14 protein-coding genes and 1 pseudogene are annotated in these 22,405 nt (G+C 39.8%); 3 read left to right on the top strand and 12 right to left on the bottom strand.

Going from position 1 to position 22,405, the window contains the following annotated elements:
- Positions 1 to 99: 99 nt before the first annotated feature.
- The 7 genes and pseudogenes from D7D50_RS09420 to D7D50_RS09450 form a co-directional block, all read right to left on the bottom strand.
- A pseudogene (locus D7D50_RS09420) lies at positions 100 to 591 on the bottom strand (ZmpA/ZmpB/ZmpC family metallo-endopeptidase); the annotation flags it as partial.
- Between the two features lie 47 nt (positions 592 to 638).
- Positions 639 to 2,066: a glycogen synthase GlgA gene (gene glgA / locus D7D50_RS09425; protein WP_120702145.1), complete on the bottom strand. Its 1,428-nt coding sequence runs from the start codon at positions 2,064 to 2,066 to the stop codon at positions 639 to 641.
- Positions 2,066 to 3,202 (bottom strand): glucose-1-phosphate adenylyltransferase subunit GlgD, encoded by a 1,137-nt coding sequence (glgD, locus tag D7D50_RS09430; protein WP_117744047.1) that lies wholly within the window; start codon positions 3,200 to 3,202, stop codon positions 2,066 to 2,068. Before glgD ends, glgA begins: the two co-directional genes overlap by 1 nt.
- Positions 3,192 to 4,334 (bottom strand): glucose-1-phosphate adenylyltransferase, encoded by a 1,143-nt coding sequence (locus D7D50_RS09435; protein WP_117744046.1) that lies wholly within the window; start codon positions 4,332 to 4,334, stop codon positions 3,192 to 3,194. Before D7D50_RS09435 ends, glgD begins: the two co-directional genes overlap by 11 nt.
- Before the next feature lie 117 nt (positions 4,335 to 4,451).
- Positions 4,452 to 6,353 (bottom strand): 1,4-alpha-glucan branching protein GlgB, encoded by a 1,902-nt coding sequence (gene glgB / locus D7D50_RS09440; protein WP_120702147.1) that lies wholly within the window; start codon positions 6,351 to 6,353, stop codon positions 4,452 to 4,454.
- Positions 6,354 to 6,740: 387 nt separating this feature from the next.
- Positions 6,741 to 8,474 carry a phosphoenolpyruvate--protein phosphotransferase gene (ptsP, locus tag D7D50_RS09445; protein ID WP_120702149.1) on the bottom strand — a complete coding sequence of 578 codons (1,734 nt, stop codon included), beginning with the start codon at positions 8,472 to 8,474 and terminating at the stop codon, positions 6,741 to 6,743.
- 2 nt (positions 8,475 to 8,476) lie between these two features.
- The gene (locus tag D7D50_RS09450; RefSeq protein ID WP_006596636.1) at positions 8,477 to 8,740 is read right to left on the bottom strand and encodes a phosphocarrier protein HPr; all 264 of its coding nucleotides are present in this window, start codon (positions 8,738 to 8,740) and stop codon (positions 8,477 to 8,479) included.
- A gap of 430 nt (positions 8,741 to 9,170) precedes the next feature.
- On the opposite strand from D7D50_RS09450, the gene nrdH reads away from it, so the two are divergent.
- From nrdH to nrdF, 3 genes are all read left to right on the top strand, one after another.
- Complete coding sequence (gene nrdH, locus D7D50_RS09455; protein ID WP_006596951.1) at positions 9,171 to 9,389, top strand: glutaredoxin-like protein NrdH; 219 nt, start codon at positions 9,171 to 9,173, stop codon at positions 9,387 to 9,389.
- A 131-nt stretch (positions 9,390 to 9,520) separates the two neighbouring features.
- A complete protein-coding gene (gene nrdE / locus D7D50_RS09460) occupies positions 9,521 to 11,680 on the top strand; it encodes a class 1b ribonucleoside-diphosphate reductase subunit alpha (protein ID WP_120702151.1) in 2,160 nt (719 codons plus the stop codon).
- 122 nt (positions 11,681 to 11,802) lie between these two features.
- A complete protein-coding gene (nrdF, locus tag D7D50_RS09465) occupies positions 11,803 to 12,762 on the top strand; it encodes a class 1b ribonucleoside-diphosphate reductase subunit beta (protein ID WP_023026617.1) in 960 nt (319 codons plus the stop codon).
- A gap of 108 nt (positions 12,763 to 12,870) precedes the next feature.
- Here nrdF and alaS read toward each other — a convergent pair whose 3' ends face one another.
- The 5 genes from alaS to D7D50_RS09490 all read right to left on the bottom strand — a co-directional run bounded on the left by alaS (position 12,871) and on the right by D7D50_RS09490 (position 22,178).
- On the bottom strand, positions 12,871 to 15,489 hold the full coding sequence (alaS, locus tag D7D50_RS09470; RefSeq protein ID WP_120702153.1) for an alanine--tRNA ligase: 2,619 nt from the start codon (positions 15,487 to 15,489) through the stop codon (positions 12,871 to 12,873).
- Positions 15,490 to 15,525: 36 nt separating this feature from the next.
- Complete coding sequence (locus D7D50_RS09475) at positions 15,526 to 16,008, bottom strand: LURP-one-related/scramblase family protein (protein ID WP_120702155.1); 483 nt, start codon at positions 16,006 to 16,008, stop codon at positions 15,526 to 15,528.
- Between the two features lie 308 nt (positions 16,009 to 16,316).
- Entirely contained in the window at positions 16,317 to 17,471 is a 1,155-nt protein-coding gene (locus tag D7D50_RS09480) for a GIY-YIG nuclease family protein (protein ID WP_120702157.1), read from the bottom strand.
- Positions 17,464 to 19,389 carry a DEAD/DEAH box helicase gene (locus D7D50_RS09485; protein WP_120702159.1) on the bottom strand — a complete coding sequence of 642 codons (1,926 nt, stop codon included), beginning with the start codon at positions 19,387 to 19,389 and terminating at the stop codon, positions 17,464 to 17,466. Before D7D50_RS09485 ends, D7D50_RS09480 begins: the two co-directional genes overlap by 8 nt.
- Positions 19,386 to 22,178, bottom strand: a complete 2,793-nt coding sequence (locus D7D50_RS09490; protein WP_120702161.1) for a class I SAM-dependent DNA methyltransferase — start codon at positions 22,176 to 22,178, stop codon at positions 19,386 to 19,388. Before D7D50_RS09490 ends, D7D50_RS09485 begins: the two co-directional genes overlap by 4 nt.
- Between the last annotated feature and the right edge of the window lie 227 nt (positions 22,179 to 22,405).

Genomic DNA, 22,405 nt, shown 5'->3' on the forward strand with positions numbered 1-22,405 from the left:
TTGTATTCCACACAAATTTATATTATTTTTATCAGAAGAGGAAGCATTATTACCAATGATAGAAAAAACTCACCTGACGAGCAGATGAGCATTTTCTTCCTATTTAAAAATAGAGGTTTTGAAACTGTCCGTTTCTTGCAGCAATTTCTTAAAGACTTTTTCTTTCAGTGAAACAGTATTGCCAAATTTGACAGATCCGTTACTTAGGGTAGCCTTATCTTTATCAACTGCTTCAGCAAATGCACGTTTCAAGTCTTCATAGCTATTGTAGGTTTTACCATCGATTTCAATAGATTGAATTCCTTTTTTGGCACTTGTCACAACTTGATTGAAGTAAGCTTTATTCCAATCTTGACTGAATTTATTGAGGACAGCTTCCCCTTCTAGATAATCCAGAAGTATGAGCGTATCGTTTTACCCCTTCATTTACCGATCAATCTCCTCGCGTGAGGTGAGGTCATTTGGATTGGTATTGTACCATTGGTTTCCATCGTTGGGACGTTCGTAGGCCATATTGAGACCCAGAGCTTTGTATTCCCCATTTGAATTAGATACAGATGGTGTTTGCAACATTCCTTGGGCAAACTCTTCCCTGCAAAAGCAAAAAAAACGCCTAAAATAGGCGTTTTCCATTCATCTTATAATGATTGATAGAGATCAGCATAATGTTGACTAGCTGTATCCCATGAGAAGTCACGGCTCATGGCTTGTCTTTGGAGACCAAGCCAAGCATCCTTATCATGAGTATAGACTGTCAATGCTTGATCTACAGCCCAGTTTAGCCAGTAACCAGAAAGGTTGTTAAAGCTAAAGCCAGTACCACTACCATCAAGCACATTATAGGCTTGTACTGTATCTCGAAGTCCTCCTACCTCGTGAACCAATGGTAGCGTGCCATAGCGCATGGCCATCATTTGAGATAGTCCACATGGTTCAAAACGACTTGGCATCAAGAAGACATCAGAAGCAGCATAAATTTCCTGCGCTAACTGGACATCAAACATAATATTGGCAGAGAGTTTATCTGGATAAGCTTGACCAAACCAAGAAAAGGCATGTTCAAAGCCAGGATCTCCTGTTCCCAAAAGAACGATTTGGATATCCTTTTGTAAGAGGTTATGTAATTCTTCAACTACCACATCAAACCCTTTTTGGTGAGTCAAACGAGAAACGATTCCAAACAAGGGAACATCATCACGAACCGGAAGTCCGACACGTTCCTGAAGAGCTCGCTTACTTGCTGCTTTTCCTGATAAATCATCTTTACTGAAATGATAGGTCAAGAGCGGGTCTGTCTCAGGATTGTATAGGTCTGTATCGATTCCATTCACAATCCCCGTCAATTTACCAGATTCCATGCGCAAGATTTGATCAAGGCCACAACCATATTCAGCTGTCCTGATTTCATAACTATAACTTGGTGAAACAGTGGTCACTCGATCAGCATAGAGGATCCCAGCCTTCATCCAGTTCAAGCAATCCTTCCACCGAAGGGTACCATCTTCGTAGCGCTCAAAACCAACTCCAAACAGATCCCACAACATTCCTGGGTCAAACTGACCTTGGAACTCCAGATTATGAATGGTTAAGACAGACTTAATCCCATTGTAAGCTTGAATCCAACGGTATTTCTCCTTTAGTAGGAAAGGAATCATGGCTGTATGATAATCATGAACATGGATGATGTCAGGAATAAAGTCTACTCGTTCCATCATCTCAAGCGTTGCCAATTGGAAGAAGGCAAAACGCTCCCCATCATCAAAATCTCCATAGACGTGTCCTCTAAAGAAGTACTTTTGATTATCAATGAAGTAAAAGGTAACACCATCTCTAAAAATACGTTTTACCCCAACATACTCACTTCTCCAACCTACCTTTGTAGTAAAGTGTAGCACATCTTCAATCTGATCGCCAAATTTCGCCTCCACCATATCGTAATAAGGAAGGACGACACGGACATCATGTCCCTTTTTAGCCAAGGATTTAGGAAGTGCCCCAATCACATCTCCTAGGCCCCCTGTTTTTGAAAAGGGAGCTCCTTCAGCGGCAACAAACAATAATTTCATTATCCAATATCCTCTGTAATCACAGCACCTTTTTTAATCACAAGAGGTGCTTCTTTGGTTCCACGAATGGTTACACCAGTCTCAACTACGACGCCCTTGTCAAGAATCGCATGCTCTACGACAGCTCCCTCATGGACAACGACTCCCGGGAATAAGAGACTGCTACGAATTTCTGCCCCCTTGTGGAGATGAACACGACGAGAAATGACAGAATCATGTACCAAAGCTTCGACAATGCTTCCTGATGCAAATTGCGAATTCTTAATTTGCGAACCAGGAGCATAGTAAGTTGGCTCTTCATTTTTCACCTTGGTATAAACTTTTTGATTTGGTGAGAAGAGAGACATGAATTTATTGGTTTCCAACATATCAAGATTAGCGCGGTAGTAGGATTCAACAGAATGAATATTGGCAATATAGCCAGTGTATTCGAATGCGAATGCTCCGTATTCAACCGCCAAATCACGTAGGATATAACGCAATTTTTCTGGATGTTCCTTGTGAACCTCTTGTTCCAATTTTTCAATCAACCATGGTGTATCAACGATAAAGATATCCGTTGACATATTATAGAGAGCATCTGGATCTGTTCCATCAAACAACTTTTGTCCACGTACATGATCTGTCTCATCGATTTCTAAAACCGCATTTACTTCAGAGATGTCACGATGATGCATCTTTTTGTAGACCACTGTGATTGGTCTGTCAACGGTATTGTGCAAGTGGAAGACTTGGTTCAAATCAATGTTTACTAAGATATCACAGTTAAGAGCGACTGTCTGGTTCGAACCAGAGCGTTTCAAATAGGTCAATAGTTGCTCATAATATTCCTTGCCAACGTTTGAACTTTCTACTGGAGTGTTGTAGATACCGAGATAGTAGTGGCTCAAAAGAGTTGACAAGCCCCACTCACGACCAGAGCGAATATGGTCAAAGACAGAACTGATATTTTCTTGCTGGAAGATACCAAATACACTACGGATTCCTGCATTAGCGAGGCTAGAAAGCGGGAAGTCGATCAAGCGATATTTCCCATCAAATGGCAGACTGGCAACAGGACGATGATCTGTCAATGATGACATATCATGGAAGCCTACTGTGTTTCCTAAAATAGCTGAATACTTATCAATCTTCATCTGTTGCTACCCCCACTTTTTCGTTATATCCAACGACTTGTACTTCTTCCGTTCCATCAATGACAACACCTTCTGAAACAACTGCTCCTTCACCGATAATAGCACGTTTAATTACAGCACCTTGACCGATAATGGCACCACTCATGACGACAGAATCTTCAACGACTGCACCTTTACGAACTTGTGCTTCCGTAGACAAGATAGAATGTTTTACTGTTCCGTCTACCAAGCACCCATCCACTACCAAGGAATCTTCAATATGGGCATGTTCGCCAAAGAAGTTTGGTGGTGAAATCAAGTTACGAGAATAGATCTTCCAGTGACGATCACGGCTGTCCAAGGCATTGTTTGGATCAATGTATTCCATATTCGCTTCCCAGAGAGATTCAATAGTTCCCACGTCTTTCCAATAGCCCTTGAATTCATAAGCATAGACGCTTTCTCCAGATTCAAGGTAAGTTGGAATAACGTTTTTACCAAAGTCAGACATATCCATGTCACTCTTCTCTGCAGCTACTAACATGTTGCGAAGACGAGACCAGTCAAAAATGTAGATCCCCATAGAAGCTTTTGTTGATTTTGGCTCTGCAGGTTTTTCTTCAAATTCGACAATTCGATTGTTGGCATCCGTATTCATAATTCCGAAACGACTAGCTTCTTTTAAAGGGACATCCAATACAGCTACGGTAAGGCTGGCATTATTGTCTTTGTGAGACTGAAGCATTTCGTCATAGTCCATCTTGTAGATATGGTCTCCAGAAAGGATCAACACATACTCTGGATTGATGCTATCGATGTAGTCGATGTTTTGGAAAATCGCATGACTTGTTCCTTCAAACCAACGATTTCCTTCACTTGCAGAATAAGGTTGAAGGATAGAAACCCCAGTATTAATACCATCAAGACCCCAACTAGAACCATTTCCGATATGGTTGTTTAAGGCAAGCGGTTGATACTGAGTAATCACGCCAACATTGTGGATACCTGAGTTGGCACAGTTGGATAAGGCAAAGTCAATAATACGATAACGTCCCCCAAATTGCACTGCAGGTTTGGCAATGCTTTGAGTGAGTTTTCCAAGGCGAGTTCCTTGCCCACCAGCAAGGATCAGAGCTAGCATTTCATTCTTCATTGATTACTCCTTTTTGGATTGACGAGACCTTCTTCCCACTTCTGAGAAGAGGTGCTGTAACTTCTTCTACAAAGTTAGGAATGGGATCATAGACTGCGATCAGTTGATCACCAACAACTATTTTTTTGTTTTAGACACATTGGAACGAAGTTTACGTTTCACTTTCCATACACTAGCTCCAAGAGCCGGTAAGGTGAAGGTCAAGGTTTGTGGATAATCTTTCCATAATCCCTCTTGAGTCTTCACTTCCTGGTTGTGCTCTTTCCAGACACCTCCCCATTTCTCTAATTCTGTATTCCAAATTTCTTCATAGACTCCAGCAACAGGGACGCCGACTGTAAAGTCCTTGCGCTCTACTGGGGCCATATTAAAGATACATAGCAGATGATTCCCTTTTTTATCCTTACGAGTAAAGGTCAAGACACTTTGATCTCGGTTATCTGCATCAATAATCTCAATACCATCATAGCTATCATCAATTTCCCAGAGCATCTTGTTATCTTTGTAGAATTGATTGAGCTGTGAAGTAAACTCTTGCATCTTGCGGTTCATGTCATCTTCCAGATTGGACCATTCTAGCTGTTCTTCAGACTTCCATTCTAAGAATTGGCCGAACTCTGAACCCATGAAGAGCAATTTCTTACCTGGGTGACAAATCTGATAGGTCAAGAGGTTTCGCAAGCCAGCGAACTGGTTGTAGCGATCTCCCCACATCTTATGCATAAGACTCTTCTTCCCGTGGACCACTTCATCGTGAGAAAATGGCAACAAGAAGTTTTCAGAGAAAGCATACATAAAGCTAAAGGTCACCAAGTTAAAATCAAATTTCCGATAAATAGGATCTTCCTCGTAGAAGCGAAGGATATCATTCATCCAACCCATATTCCACTTGTAGTCAAATCCTAAACCACCATACTCTTCTGGACCAGTAATCTTGGTGCCAGATGAACTTTCCTCCGCTACCATGATAACATCCGGATGTTCTGATTTAATCACAGCATTCATCCGCTTAAGGAAATGGATCCCCTCATAGTTGAGATTTCCACCATCAATATTTGGTGTCCATGGTCCACTATCATAGTCTAAGTAAAGCATGTTGCTGACCGCATCGACCCGAATTCCATCCAAATGATAAAACTCAATCCAGAACTTCACACTAGAGATGAGGAAGGATTGGACCTGGTTTTTCCCTAGGTCGAAGTTCAAAGCTCCCCAGCCATAGTTGTGGGCACGATGATGGTCTTGGTATTCAAAGGTTGGTGTTCCATCGTAATAAGCCAAGGCATCATCATTGATGGTAAAGTGTCCTGGAACCCAGTCCACAATCACCCCGATGTTATTCAAGTGACAGGCCTCAACAAAATCCTGAAACTCTTCCGGTGTTCCGTAGGTATGCTCTAAGGCAAAGTAACCCATCAATTGGTAGCCCCAACTTAATCCAAGCGGGTGAGCCATCACCGGCATGAACTCCACATGGGTATAGTTCATTTTTACCAAGTAAGGAATCAAGTCTTCCTTCAACTGAGCAAAGGAATAAGGGCTTCCATCTTCGTTGCGTTTCCAAGAACCTGCGTGAACTTCATAAATATTTACTGGACGAGATCTAAAGCCAAGTTTTCTCCGTCTCGCCATCCAGAGTCCATCTTTCCATTTCCGCTCAGGAATCTCCGTAATGACTGCTCCTGTACCTGGACGTTTTTCCATGCGGACTGCTAAAGGATCCACCTTCATCAAGCGATGGCCATTTTGTCTTGTAACATGGAACTTATAGATATCGCCAACTTGAGGTGCAGTTGTAAAAACTTCCCAAACACCAGCTTCGTTTCGCACCATAGGAATTTCATTTTCTTCCCATTGGGTAAAATCACCTACTAGGTGTACTGCCTGAGCATTTGGAGCCCATACACGGAAACTATACCCTTCCACACCATCTACTTGCTCTTTATGAGCCCCTAGATAATGTTGAAGATGAAAGTTCTCCCCAGTTCCAAATGTATACAATGCTTGTTTCGTATCCATTCACTCACCTCTCTCGCTTTTATGTAAGCGCTTCCTATTAGTATTATTCTACTATAAATAGTTGAAATATTCAAGATTTTTTCTTGAATATTACGATGAAAATTTATGAAAAAATTTTGAAACTTCCATTATTTCCCTGAAATTTCCTAAAATAGATTCAGAATTGTTCACCTTTCAAACTATCTTTCTAACATTATACTATAAAAATAATTGTAATTAAAGCTATTTCCGAAAATTTTTAGAAAATTTAGATTTTTTGTTTTGATATAGGGATATCTACTCTATTTTTATTCAGCTACTTCCTTTATAAGACAAATAAAGTAGCAAAATAAAAAAGCTACCACCTCTTCCAAGGTGATAACTTTGTTATCAGATTCTTAAAATCAATTAATCTACGTTCACGTATTCTTTAGAAAGTTCAAGAACTTCTTCCATTGTTGAACATTCAGTAAGAGCACGGTTAGCGTATTCTTGCATCTTAGTTGTATCCAATTTCTTCATCAAGCTACGTGTACGAAGGACTGATGTAGCTGACATTGAGAACTCATCCAAGCCCATTCCGACAAGGAGTGGAACAGCTGTTTGGTCACCGGCCATTTCACCACACATACCAGCCCATTTACCTTCAGCGTGAGCTGCCTTGATAACGTTGTTAATCAAGCGAAGGATTGATGGGTTATATGGTTGGTAAAGGTATGATACTTGTTCGTTCATACGGTCAGCAGCCATTGTGTATTGGATCAAGTCGTTTGTACCAATTGAGAAGAAGTCAACTTCTTTGGCAAATTGGTCAGCCAACATTGCTGCTGCTGGGATTTCAATCATGATACCTACTTCGATGTCGTCAGCAACGGCAACACCTTCAGCAACCAATTTCGCTTTTTCTTCTTCAAGAATACCTTTAGCGGTACGGAACTCCGTCAACAAAGCAACCATTGGGAACATGATCCGCAATTTACCGTGAACAGATGCACGAAGCAAGGCACGTAATTGAGTACGGAACATTTGGTTACCAGTTTCAGAGATGGAGATACGCAAAGCACGGTAACCCAAGAATGGGTTCATTTCTTTAGGAAGATCGAAGTAAGGAAGTTCTTTATCCCCGCCGATATCCATCGTACGAACGACAACAGGTTTACCGTTCATACCTTCAAGAACCGCTTTGTATGCTTCGTATTGATCATCTTCAGTTGGGAAGTCTTGAGAGTCCATGTACAAGAATTCAGTACGATAGAGTCCAACTGCTTCTGCACCATTCTCATTCACACCTTCAACGTCTTTAGGTGTACCGATGTTAGCAGCCAACTCGAAGTGTTTCCCATCTGCAGTAACAGTTTTCGCATCTTTCAAAAGAGCCCATTCAGCTTTTTGTTTCGCGTAAGCTTCACCAGCTGATTTGAATTCTGCGATTTGTTCTTCACTTGGGTTGATAACAACTTCACCAGTGATTCCAGATACGGCCAAAACATCACCATCTTTTACAAGATCTGTAATGTTGTTTGTACCAAGAACAGCTGCGATTTCAAGTGTACGCGCCATGATCGCTGAGTGACTTGTACGGCCACCAATGTTTGTAACAAAAGCTTTAACGAACTGTTTGTTCAATTGAGCTGTATCTGATGGGGTCAAGTCATGCGCAACCACAATTGCTTCTTCATTGATGGTCGCAGGGTTTGGCAATTTTTTACCAAGCAAGTTTGCAAGAACACGTTTGGTAACGTCGCGAATATCTGCTGCACGTTCTTGCATGTATGGGTTATCTTCCATTCCTTCAAAGATGGTGATAAACATGTCTGTAACTTCTTTTAAACCAGCCTCAGCATTCACCTTCTTCGTGCGAATTGTTTCCTTGATCTGACCAACCATTTCAGGGTCAGAAAGAACCATCATGTGAGCATCAAATACTTGTGCTGCTTCCTCACCAAGGCTCGCTACTGCATTCTCCCGAATAAGAGAAAGCTCGTTTTGTGAAGCTTCAAGAGCTGCATCCAAACGAGCTTCTTCTGCATTTGTATCTTCAACTGAGATTGTTTCAAATGACAAGTCGGGTTGAACAAGTAGATATGCCTTAGCAACGGCAACACCATCAGATGCTGCAATTCCTTTAAGCATTTCTGTCATGTTTATGCCAATCCTTCTTTTTCCATTGTTTCAGCGATTGCTGCAAGAGCATCATCAGCGTCAGCTCCTTCAGCTGAGATTACAACGTCAGCTCCTTGACCAACACCAAGGCTCATAACACCCATGATTGATTTCAAGTTAACTGATTTACCTTTGTATTCAAGAGTAATATCTGAAGCAAATTTGCTAGCAGTTTGAACCAACAAAGTTGCTGGACGTGCGTGGATACCTGTTTCTGCCACGATGTGGAAATCTTTAGAAGCCATAGTTTGACTCTCCTTTTAAAATTAGTTTTGAGTTATCTGTGATAACCCTTACAATTTGCTATTATATCATCTTCTTCATTATTTTTCAAGATTTTTATCACACACTTACTGAAAATACTTACAGGAAGCACTCAATTTTTCTCTTCTTTTGATCTTCTTTTTTTACTTTCTTCTATTAAATAAATAGAATTGCTTTCACGGACACAGTATATAGAATTTTAGGAAAAAGATAGGAATTCCTTTGACTTAAAAAACCTATATTTTATCACGTTTTCCTCAATTTTCACTAATTCTTACAATACTACATATTGTGGTATCTTCCGGTATAGTTAATTTATGTGCACAATATTTAGTTAAAACTCTTGACAAGGAAAAACCTTTTGTTTATACTAGATACAGATTTATGAATTTAGAGGAGTTAGATCACATTATGGTGACAATTTATTCAAAAAATAATTGCGTTCAATGTAAAATGACCAAACGTTTTTTAGATACCAATCACGTTGAATACCGTGAAATTAATCTAGATGAGCAACCTGAGTTTGTAGACCATGTGAAGAACCTTGGTTTCAATGCTGCGCCAGTTATCCAAACGGCAGATGAAGTCTTCTCTGGCTTCCAACCAGCTAAGCTCAAGAAATTATCTTAACATTATCAAACAGGATTTGATTGGTCTAGGGAATGGATGACTGTAGTCCTTGACTACTGTGTTCCCTGGCCCTTTTACTTGTACAGGGGAGCTTGCCTCCCCTTTGTTTTTGAATTAGAAAAAGGAACATTATGGGATTAAAATCACTTGAAGACGTAACCTACTTCCGTCTTAATAATGAAATCAACCGTCCAGTAAACGGTCAAATCATGCTTCATAAAGATAAAGAAGCTTTGAATGCCTTCTTCAAAGAAAATGTTGTGCCAAATACTATGGCCTTTGATTCAATAACGGATAAAATCAACTACCTTATTGAACACAACTATATCGAAACAGCTTTTATCAAGAAATATCGTCCAGAATTCTTGGAAGAACTTTATCAATTTATCAAAGACCAAAACTTCCAATTCAAGTCCTTCATGGCTGCCTATAAATTCTATAACCAGTATGCGCTGAAAACAAATGATGGAGAATACTATCTCGAAAGCATGGAAGACCGCGTCTTCTTCAATGCTCTCTATTTTGCAGATGGAAATGAAGACATTGCCAAAGACATCGCAAACGAAATCATCCACCAACGCTACCAACCAGCTACTCCTTCTTTCTTAAATGCTGGACGTGCCCGCCGTGGAGAATTGGTTTCCTGTTTCTTGATCCAAGTAACAGATGATATGAATGCGATTGGACGCTCTATCAACTCTGCCCTTCAACTGTCACGTATCGGCGGTGGGGTTGGAATCTCCCTCAGCAACCTTCGTGAAGCTGGAGCACCGATCAAGGGCTATGAAGGAGCTGCTTCTGGGGTCGTTCCTGTTATGAAACTCTTTGAAGATAGCTTCTCTTACTCAAACCAATTGGGTCAACGTCAAGGTGCTGGGGTTGTTTACCTCAACGTCTTCCACCCAGACATTATCGCCTTCCTTTCTACTAAGAAAGAAAATGCCGATGAAAAAGTTCGTGTGAAGACCCTCTCACTTGGTGTCGTCGTACCAGACAAGTTCTATGAGTTGGCTCGTAAAAACGAAGAAATGTATCTCTTCAGCCCATATTCTGTAGAGCGTGAATACGGAGTGCCATTCAACTACATCGACATCACTGAAAAATATGATGAGTTGGTCGCTAATCCAAACATCCGTAAGACAAAAATTAAAGCCCGTGATTTGGAAACAGAAATTTCTAAATTGCAACAAGAATCTGGTTACCCATATGTAGTCAATATTGATACTGCTAACCGCGCCAACCCAGTTGATGGCAAAATCATCATGAGTAACTTGTGTTCAGAGATCCTCCAGGTTCAAGAACCAAGCTTGATCAACGATGCTCAAGAGTTCATTAAAATGGGAACCGACGTCTCATGTAATCTTGGTTCAACCAACGTGGTCAACATGATGACCTCGCCTGACTTTGGTCGTTCTATTCGTGCTATGGTACGTGCCTTGACCTTCGTTACTGATAGTTCTCACATCGTAGCTGTTCCTACGATCGACCATGGAAATAGCCGAGCGCATACCTTTGGTCTTGGTGCTATGGGACTTCATAGCTATCTTGCCCAACAATTGATCGAGTACGGATCACCTGAGTCTGTTGAGTTCACTAGCATCTACTTCATGCTTATGAACTACTGGACCCTCGTGGAATCAAATAACATCGCGCGTGAACGGGGCGTTACCTTCCACAACTTTGAAAAATCAGACTATGCCAACGGTAGCTACTTTGATAAGTACACGACTGGAGAGTTTGTTCCAAAATCAGAGCGTGTCAAAGAACTCTTTAAAGACATCTTCATCCCTAGTGCAGAAGATTGGGCTGAACTTCGTGATAAAGTGAAAGCAGATGGTCTTTACCACCAAAACCGTTTAGCTGTCGCACCAAATGGTTCTATCAGCTACATCAATGACGTGTCTGCTTCTATCCACCCAATTACACAACGGATTGAAGAACGTCAAGAGAAGAAAATCGGGAAGATCTACTACCCTGCAGCAGGATTATCAACAGATACCATCCCTTACTACACTTCTGCCTACGACATGGATATGCGAAAAGTCATCGATGTCTATGCTGCCGCAACTGAGCACGTAGACCAAGGGCTCTCACTGACTCTCTTTATGCGCAGTGACATTCCAAAAGGTCTTTACGAATGGAAAACTGAAAACAAACAAACCACTCGTGACTTGTCTATCCTTCGCAACTACGCCTTTAATAAGGGAATCAAGTCTATCTACTACGTCCGTACCTTTACTGATGATGGTGGAGAAGTTGGCGCGAACCAATGTGAAAGCTGTGTCATCTAAGACACTCTGATCCACTGCTACCAAAAGTCGGTCCGCCGACTTTTTGTGCGGTATGCTAACAATTGTGTTAGAATAACAATGATTGTATGATCGAATGAATTAGAAAAAGAAAGAGATTTCAAATGGAAACTTACTACAAAGCCATTAACTGGAATGCCATCGAAGATGTCATCGATAAATCTACTTGGGAAAAGCTAACCGAACAATTCTGGTTGGATACACGTATTCCTTTGTCAAACGACTTGGACGACTGGAGAAAGTTATCTCTCAAAGAAAAAGACTTGGTCGGTAAAGTCTTTGGTGGATTGACACTCTTGGATACTATGCAGTCCGAAACTGGTGTGCAAGCCCTTCGTGCAGATATCCGTACTCCCCACGAAGAAGCTGTCTTTAACAACATCCAATTCATGGAATCTGTCCATGCTAAGTCTTACTCTTCAATCTTTTCTACCTTGAATACCAAGTCAGAAATCGAAGAGATTTTCGAATGGACCAATACCAATCCTTTCCTTCAGAAGAAGGCAGAAATCATCAATGAAATCTACCTCAATGGAACTCCTCTAGAAAAGAAAGTAGCCAGCGTCTTTCTTGAAACCTTCCTCTTCTACTCTGGTTTCTTCACACCGCTCTACTATCTCGGAAACAACAAGTTAGCCAATGTGGCTGAAATCATCAAGTTGATCATTCGGGACGAATCTGTTCACGGAACCTATATCGGCTACAAGTTCCAACTCGGATTTAACGAATTACCAGAAGAAGAACAAGAAAAACTCAAAGAATGGATGTATGACCTGCTCTACACCCTCTATGAAAACGAAGAAGGCTACACAGAGAGCCTCTATGACGGTGTGGGCTGGACTGAGGAAGTCAAGACCTTCCTTCGTTACAACGCTAACAAAGCCCTCATGAACCTGGGACAAGATCCACTTTTCCCAGACTCAGCAGATGATGTCAACCCAATCGTCATGAACGGAATCTCAACCGGTACATCCAACCACGACTTCTTCTCTCAAGTCGGGAATGGTTACCTTCTCGGTGAAGTAGAAGCCATGCAGGATGACGATTATAATTACGGACTATAAGTCAAAAACCTTTCCAGACGGAAAGGTTTTTTGTTGCAATCTTTTTCTGATTGGAGCCGCTTCTTTTTTAAAATAAGAGGTTGGACAAACATCCAACCTCTTCGATTCTTACAATTTACTTGCTACGGCATCCAACAAGTCTTGAATCTTGGCTTGGTTGCTTCCTCCTGCCATGGCCATGTCTGGTTTTCCACCACCACGACCATCGACGATTGGAGCCAATTCTTTGACAAGGTTTCCTGCATGGATGTCTTTGCTCTTGCTTGCTACGAGAAGGTTAACCTTGTCACCGATAGCTGCGACAAGAACAAGCACATCAGAGTAGTCTTTTTGTTTCCAGTTATCCGCAAAGGTACGAAGTGCACCTGCATCTGATACAGAAACTTGACTGGCAATGTAACGGTGGCCGTTTGCTTCTTGAACATTCTTGAAGACATCGCCTGCTGCCGCTGCTGCTGCTTTTTCCTTCAATTCTGCATTTTCTTTTTGCAATTGACGGAGTTGCTCTTGAAGTCCTTCAACCTTATGAGGAACTTCCTTGAGTTGAGGGGCTTTCAAGGTTGCTGCGACTGCTTTCAGAGCATCTTCTTGTTCACGGTAAGCTTCAAAGGCCTCTTTACCAGTCACTGCCAAGATACGACGAGTTCCTGATCCAATCCCTTCTTCTTTGACAATCTTGAAGAGACCGATTTCAGAAGTATTGCCAACGTGGGTACCACCACACAGTTCCACTGAGTAATCACTGATGGTCACAACACGGACTTCCTTACCGTATTTCTCACCAAAGAGGGCCATCGCTCCCATTTCTTTAGCTGTGTCAATATCTGTCTCAACTGTTTCTACAGCGATCGCTTCCCAAATCTTTTCATTGACTTGTTGTTCAATGGCACGCAATTCTTCAGGAGTTACCGCTTGGAAGTGAGTGAAGTCAAAACGTAGGAATTCCACTTCATTAAGTGATCCTGCTTGAGTGGCATGGTGGCCAAGGATATTGTGAAGAGCTGCATGGAGCAAGTGAGTCGCTGTGTGGTTCTTCATGACACGGTGACGACGATTGCTATCGATAGCCAAGGTGTATTCTTGGTTCAAAGCAAGTGGCGCAAGAACTTCAACGGTATGAAGAGCTTGTCCGTTTGGTGCTTTTTGAACGTCTGTTACAGTCGCTACGACATTTCCTGTAGCATCCAAGATTTGTCCGTGGTCAGCTACCTGTCCACCCATTTCAGCGTAGAAAGGAGTTTCTGCAAAGATCAGTGATGCAGTGCCTTCTGAAACAGCTTCTACTTCTGCATTATCAGCTACGATAGCCACTAACTTAGAGGACAATTGGCTAGCATTGTAGTTAAAGACGCTCTCAACAGTGATGTTTTGAAGGGTTTCATTTTGCATACCCATGGATCCGCCTTTAACAGCTGACGCACGCGCACGTTCTTGCTGCTCTTTCATGGCTGCTTCAAAACCATCACGGTCGACTGTCATACCAGCTTCTTCAGCGATTTCTTCTGTCAACTCTACTGGGAATCCATAAGTATCATAGAGTTTGAAGACATCTTGCCCAGCAATAACTGTTTGGCCTTTTTCTTTCAAGTCTGCTACGATACCTTGGGCAAAGTGCTGACCTGAGTGAAGGGTACGGGCAAATGACTCTTCCTCGCTCTTAACGATTTTTTCAATAAAGTCACGTTTTTCAAGCACTTCTGGGTAGTAGCTTTCCATGATCTTTCCAACAGTTGGAACAAGTTTATAAAGGAAAGGTTCGTTGATACCCAATTTTTGACCATGCATAGAGGCACGACGGAGAAGACGACGAAGGACATAACCGCGTCCTTCATTACCAGGAAGGGCACCATCACCGATAGCAAATGAAAGCGAACGGATATGGTCGGCAATAACCTTGAAGCTCATGTTGTCACCATCTTGGTCGTAAACTTTACCAGACAATTTTTCCACTTCACGGATGATTGGCATGAAGAGGTCTGTTTCAAAGTTTGTCTTAGCACCTTGGATAACAGCTACCAAACGCTCCAAACCAGCACCCGTATCAATGTTCTTGTGTGGCAATTCCTTGTACTCGCTACGAGGGACTGCTGGGTCTGCATTAAATTGTGACAAGACAATGTTCCAGATCTCGATGTAACGGTCGTTTTCGATATCTTCGGCAAGGAGGCGAATTCCAATATTTTCTGGGTCAAAGGCTTCCCCACGGTCAAAGAAGATTTCTGTATCTGGTCCAGAAGGTCCAGCACCGATTTCCCAGAAGTTGTCTTCGATTGGAATCAAGTGACTTGGATCCACGCCCACTTCAATCCAGCGGTTGTAAGAATCCGTATCAGCTGGGTAGTAGGTCATGTAGAGTTTGTCTTTGGGGAAGTCAAACCATTCAGGACTTGTCAAAAGTTCATAAGCCCAAGTGATGGCTTCATCACGGAAGTAATCACCGATTGAGAAGTTACCCAACATTTCAAACATGGTATGGTGACGAGCTGTTTTTCCTACGTTTTCAATATCGTTGGTACGGATGGCCTTTTGCGCATTGGTAATCCGTGGGTTTTCAGGGATGATAGTCCCATCAAAGTATTTCTTAAGGGTTGCTACCCCTGAGTTGATCCATAAAAGGGTTGGATCGTTGACAGGAACCAAGCTAACAGATGGTTCTACTGAGTGACCTTTGGTAGCCCAGAAATCAAGCCACATTTGGCGGACTTGTGCACTAGATAATTGTTTCATGTTTTCTCCTCTATTTCATGTTTTCTATTGGTTGGCTTAAGAGCCATTTTCAGTCATTTCTACATAGTCAATTGCAAGACATAAGGAAATCACGAGATTGGCATATTTTTCTTCATAGACAGCTACCTGATAAGTCGACGTCAAGGTAAAGACTTGTTTGCTAATCTCTGCAACCAGTTGGTCCCGATCATCCAATAACTTGAAATCCAAATCCCAGATATTGCCTTCGATGCGAAGCCCTAAATTAGAAATATCGTACTTATCACGGAGTAAGGTTAGTTTTTTACGGATGAAAAAACTGGAGCCATCCGCTAATTCTACAGTGAATTGGGGTAAGAGGCTAAAAGGCTTCTTCGTGATATGGCTAACCTTCTGGCCTTCCACATCAAATACAGTAAAGGTTTTGGGAATCTTCAAAAATGAACCTTCTACCTGGTATTCTACCATTCCCAGATCATTTTTGATGTCAAAGCGTTCCCCTCCAAGTCGAAACTTTTGTTTGACCAGATATGTTTTCATCAGTTTCCTCCTGCAAATCCATAGGAAGGCCTTTCTCTTATGAGAAAGGATCTCCGGTAGAAATGCTGAAAAAAAGACAAGCTCACTAACGAAGGGCGAAAAACCGCGGTACCACCTTCATTCAATGAACTTGTCATTCTCTTATTCTTATGCAATTGTATGATTGAGTAGCATGATTTCCTAGCTTAGATGGCTCGCAGCACCGCCATTTCTCTGGACTAAGATGACTGAAAATCAATTCCCAACTCTGCTATTATACCGTTTTTTAAAGTTTGAGTCAACTGGTAAAGAAGAGTAAGTTCCTTACTTTATTGTACACTAATTTCAAGTCCGATTTTTGAAATTGCTTCCTCAATTTCATCTAATGATACTAAAAACCATTCTTTAGGAACAAAATTCTCTCCATTTGGAGCTATTAGCTCCACTTCCAATTGTTTATCTGCAAAATAATGATGAAGAGTAGTTTCAAGTTTTCTAGCGCTAAAATTCTGAACCTCAAAACTGGCTACTAATTGAACCGGAGCATAAAGATAGGTTCCTTCTCTTTCTGCATTTGCTAACCGTTTTGTAATTTGATCCTCTGTAAAACCGATTTTATAGAGATTACTGATATTGGCAATTTGAGGATTGCTACTCAAAGATTTCACCACATAGATATATCCAGTTGTAATTCGTTCACTCGGACTGATGCCAGTCATCACATCATCTATCAATTCGGTTACCATTCGTCCATGTCGGGTTCTATCGTGTAAATTTGAGACAAAAGAACGGAGTAAGGCCTTCTCATTTTCTGTACCATTTTCATATACGAGATGAAGTTCAGCATTTGTATAGCCATTCTTGTCAGTGAAGTCTTCTCCTTTAGAAACAACATAAACCATTACTCCATTATCCACATAGAACATACCAGGTTTAATTTCTTTTTCTTTTATCACATCAGACTTTCTGACTTGACGACGACCTTCACTAATTTCATCATGAACATGAGTAAATAATTCTTGATAATCTTCAAAATTGCCCATCCGTTTACGTGTTCGTGTTTTATCACGCGCTTGAATCGTTCGTTTATAACGTGAAACATCAAATAAAGATTTTTCAGCACTATTCACTGACTCAAACAATTCATCTGATAAAATTTCTTTTAAACTAGTAGGACTTGAAATAGGAGTATCAGACTCAACTACATCTATTTTTAGTAACCCAAATTCATCATAAGGTTCTAATTTTCGGATACTATCAGGAGATTTTCTAATACCGTTCAATCGTGAATACAAACTACGTTCTTTAATATCTCTGGACTTTTGCGGTTCATGCCCATTATTTTCTCTCACCCAATCAACAATTTCTATAAATTTTTCAACTTCACGGTCTGCAACTTTTTTTTCCTTAGGTTTTAAAGGAGATACTAATTTTTCAAAATCAGAATCATTAAAAATATCTTCTAAATTTTTAAAATCAGTCATTATCACTCTCCCTCTTCATCCGAGCTAACTGGAGCAATGCATAAGCAAGTCTCTGTTCGTACATATCATTACTTGATTTATCAGGATAGCGATTATTTTCTCTATGAAATTGCTTAATTTGAGGATAAAGAATCAAAAGCTCTTCTTCAGAAAACTCCATTTTTTTACCATCCATATAATCTTGAATCAGTCTCAAAGTTGGAGCATCGATTTCGCGTGAAATAACTTCATATGCTCTTTGGAAAGGATTGACACTATCAATCAAATCAATAGATAATTCATCAATATTCACAAATTTATCTGCCATTTTTAGAAAATCCGTTTGTCCTACTCCCACTTTCCGTTCAGCTGATTGGACTACAGATTGGGTAATAAATTGTTGACGAACCTCTTCAACTTCCTCACCACTTAAGTCTGGATAAATTTGTTTAATGATTGCCGGAATCATCTGCTTATTAATCACGTCTGCATCTGTACCTGCAGCAATCGCAGTTTGAATACGAGGCTCTTGAAGTATGCTAGCACGTAAATCATTCATATCATTTTCTATGATATCCTTTGTTCTTTGTGTACTAGGGTCTTTTAAACCTTTCACAAAGATTTCTGCACCAGAAAATTTCTGATCTTCTCGGTCTTTGCGCTTGAACTTGAAATTTGGTGCTAAAACAGATTCCATTAATAAACTAGCTGTAATAGCCTTCATAACATTATTTACAGCAAAGAAAACTTCATCATCTTGAGCATCTGGTTGAGCAATGAGGTTAGTAAATTGGGCATGTGTCTTATTAGAACAATCGCGTGTTATTCGACCTATAATCTGAACAATTTCTGTTAGCGACTGACGATAACCAATCGTTAAAGCATACTCAGCATAAGGCCAGTCAAAACCTTCTTTAGCCATACCTAGTGCGATAATAATATCTAGATCATCTAAACTAGTCATATTATTTAGATAGTCCTGTACTTTTTCACGACCTTCTTCTGTAACAAGGTCAGCGACCTTCAATACACGACCTGTTTCCTCGGTTACCAACCATAATCCAGTCTTAGGATCTGGGACTGCTTGCCCTAATTCGTCTAAAATTCGGTCAACTTCATCATACTTATCCTTGGTTGACTCACCTGAATTAACATTGGGAATATGAATAATGGTTTTCTTACTTGTATCAAGTACTTCGTGCAAAGTATCCGTATAACGACCACGATAAAATTTATAACCCATGGCAAAACTTTTCAGATATTGGTATCCCTCCAATTGTTCATAATAAGTATAGGATACCTTGTCAAATTTTTGCTCATCTTCAGGTGCCAAAATTGGTACAGAATCTCCACGAAAGTAAGAACCAGTCATAGCTACTACATGAGCTGTTGAATTGCCTAATATATTTCTTAAGGCATTTCCTAAAACTGAATTATCATCTTGAGATACATGATGAAATTCATCGATAGCTAAAAGAACGTCATTAAAATCACTATCAGCTAGCTGTTCAAAGGCAAAACGCAAGGTAGCATGCGTACAGATTAGAACTTTATCGTCAGGCGACTCTGAATGCATAAAGTCTACAAACTGTTTTACCTTACTTTTGCTGGTTCCTTGTTCAGTCAAATTATTTTTTTGAAGGACTTCCCAATCCCAGTAAAAACCATATTCAGTCAATTTAGTTGAACGAAACGATTTTCCGATAGACCTTTCTGGAACTGCTATTATAGCTTTTTTCAGGCCTTGAGCATGTAGTTTATCAAGAGCAATAAACATCAGAGCTCTTGACTTACCAGAGGCAGGAGGCGCCTTAATCAGTAAGTGTTGAGAAGTTCTCTTAGCATATACGCGCGCCTGCATTTCACGCATACCAAGTGCATTATTTGATTGACTAGCACCTGTACCATTATAATTAATTTCAAATATATTTGAGGTCATTTCGCTTCCTTTTCTGTCATTTCTTTATATAGATTCAATAAAACACTGAGTCGTTCTTCATCTGATTCGAAAGGCTTTTGCTGGTAGGCACGTTCTACGATACCATCAATTTTTTCATGTGCTTGACGGAGACGTTCGTTCATCGGTTTATTAGCGCCACCATACAACTCAGCCAAGGTTCCACCTTCTTCTTCTCGAACATCCAGCATTTCAAAAACAGCTTCCTCAAGCATATTTTTCCGAGCATCTGAAAGTTCTGGAAGTGGGAATGTATTATAGACCAGTCCAGCTGAATAACGATAATCTGTCTTTAATTTACCACCAATTGAACGAAGCCAAACCATGTGCATTTTGGATTCTAAGATACCAAGAAGCCAGATAGGAGCATTATAAATAACCATGGCAGAATCTGATACAATTGTATCAGATTCAATAAATCCCATAGGTACATAAGTACGAGATTCTGATGATACACGCGGAACAATAATAGCTTGACAACCTTCTATATCGCCTTTTTCATATGCTTCGTCCCATTCGCCCCGTTGTACAAATTTCCACGGCGTAGACGCAGTTTCTCTTGTTCCAGCAGCCTTAGAATTCAGGCGTTCTTGCCTTACATTTTCAAATAATTGATGGAATTCATGGATCTTATCTAATTTAGTATATTCATCTTGATCAATCCAAATAGTATATCTAAAATTTCCATTGATATACTCATCTGCTCCAATATACTTTTTAAAATACACTTCAGTTTCAGGATATCTTTGAACTAATATATTTTTATCGTCATTTGTCAGTATTAGATATTTACTTCTTGGCATATTCCCAAAGACTATTTTTGGAAAATTATTTAACTTCTCTGAATCATTGTGATTAGATACAATAATATCATCTGCAAAAGCTAGATAGGGATTTATATTCTTTCCATAACTTTCTCCCTTATCACTATATATAATTCTTTTCTTATCAATTTTATTTGAAAATCCAATGATAGTAACTGTTACCCCTGCATTATGGGCCGCGCTATTGTTCCATTTAAAAGATTGATACGCAAAGGAAATTTGACCATATCGTAGAAGGACATTCCACAAAATTGAAACTTGTTCACCTTGATTAATAGAATTTGTTGTTACAAAAGCATATTGAGCATTTTTCCCATAAATAAGGTGAGTTGCCTTATAAAACCATCCCGAAATATAGTCTAATTTTTTAGAAGAAATTTCTGAACAAATCACACTTTCTAGTTCCTTCTTTTGTTCCAAGGTCATTTTTTTAGAGCCTATATACGGCGGATTCCCAAATATATAAACTTCGTCATCTTCCTTAGCATTTAACATAGTTTCCCAGTCAATTCTTAGAGCATTCCCACAAACGATATTTCCAGCTTCTCTTAAGGGGAGTAGTCTTGGATGAACATCAGCAAGTGCTTCTTCCATCTCCACATTCATCTGGTGTTCCGCTATATACAAGGATAGCCTTGCTACTTCATGAGCAAAATCATCCAATTCAATTCCTGAAAACTGAGATAGAGAAATCTTAGAGGCATCAGCAAGCAATTCCCCTTGATAGACAGCTTTTTCATTTAAGGCTTCACGAATTTCACGCTGTTTGACTAAGATATTAATCTCTAAACGACGAAGTTCTTTATAGGTAATGATGAGGAAATTTCCAGAACCACAGGCAGGGTCTAAAAACTTGATAGATGACATACGAGTGAGTAACTCTTCTAACTTGGGTAAGAGTTGTCGCAATTCCTTGCGACGATGGTCCTCGCTAAAGTCACCACCTCCTATATAGTAATCAGCTCGTTCTTCCAATTCCGTATATGCTACTCGTAAATTATCTAAAAACAGTGGTTTGATGACCTTCATAATATTGGGCACGCTAGTATAGTGCATACCCGATGTTGATCTTGCTTCTGCATTTGCTACCGTTTGGATCATTGAGCCCAAAATATCTGGATTGATTTCATTCCAGTTTAGCAATTCCCCTGCTTCAATGAGTAATTGACGAGTTCTTTTATTAAAAATAAGATCATGATGTGGCTCCGAAAAAAGTTTACCATTTACATAAGGAAAATCTGATAACCACGACTCTAAATCCTGACGACTAAAGTCAGGCATATCTAAAACAGTAAATAGCTTTCTAATACATTCATTCAAGTCAGAACCATCTTCGGATGTCCTCATCTTAATAACATTTGTGAAAGCTCCCTTAGAGATAATATTTGTATCTTCTGCAAATAATAGAAAAAGAACACGAATCAAAAATAGATTAAATGATTTACCATCAGTTTCAGTAATGGCTAGTTCAGGATTGATAGAAATTAGCTCATCATAAAGTTTAGTAAAACGTTCTGCAGCTTTTACATCGGCAGGATTTTCCTTCTCATAATCAATCTTTTCAATACCATTCCAGGGCAAGAAGAAATCACAATAGGCTGGTAAATCATCAAAAGTAATTGCTAAAGTTAACTCTGTCTGTGTATCCTTTGCATATAATTCTTGAAAATCTGTTGTAATAATAAATCGAGGTTTACGAGCCTGTCCCGACATCTCTTTATCAATCTCAGTTAACGCAAGAAAAGGTTGGCTTTCAACTTTACGAAAATACAATTTGTTTTTTATTATAAAATCATTAGAAGCAGTTTTACTTGCTCTTGTTATGGTCGTTTTAGTAATATCAAACAATGAAACAAAATCAACAATAAATGTCGATTTATTAAGATTTTCTACTAAAACCTTGGTTCTATCCTCAATCTCAGTGATATTTAATAACTTTTTAGCCATTAGATACCTCCAAGAAACGCAAAAAGCCTACTGTATTTTCAGTAGGTTTCAGTATATATTTTCTACATTTTTTTATTAGGTTATATATATATATATATGCATTTGCGTGGTCCGGCTCATTTTGAACTCCTTTAGAATTAAATTTTCAGAGATGCTATAAACAATTCTAATAACTCTCAACCTAAAACTATTATACCATGATTTCTATTTTTTCTAAAAAACGAACC

It is taken from the genome of Streptococcus koreensis (assembly GCF_003627135.1).
GTDB lineage: Bacteria > Bacillota > Bacilli > Lactobacillales > Streptococcaceae > Streptococcus > Streptococcus ilei.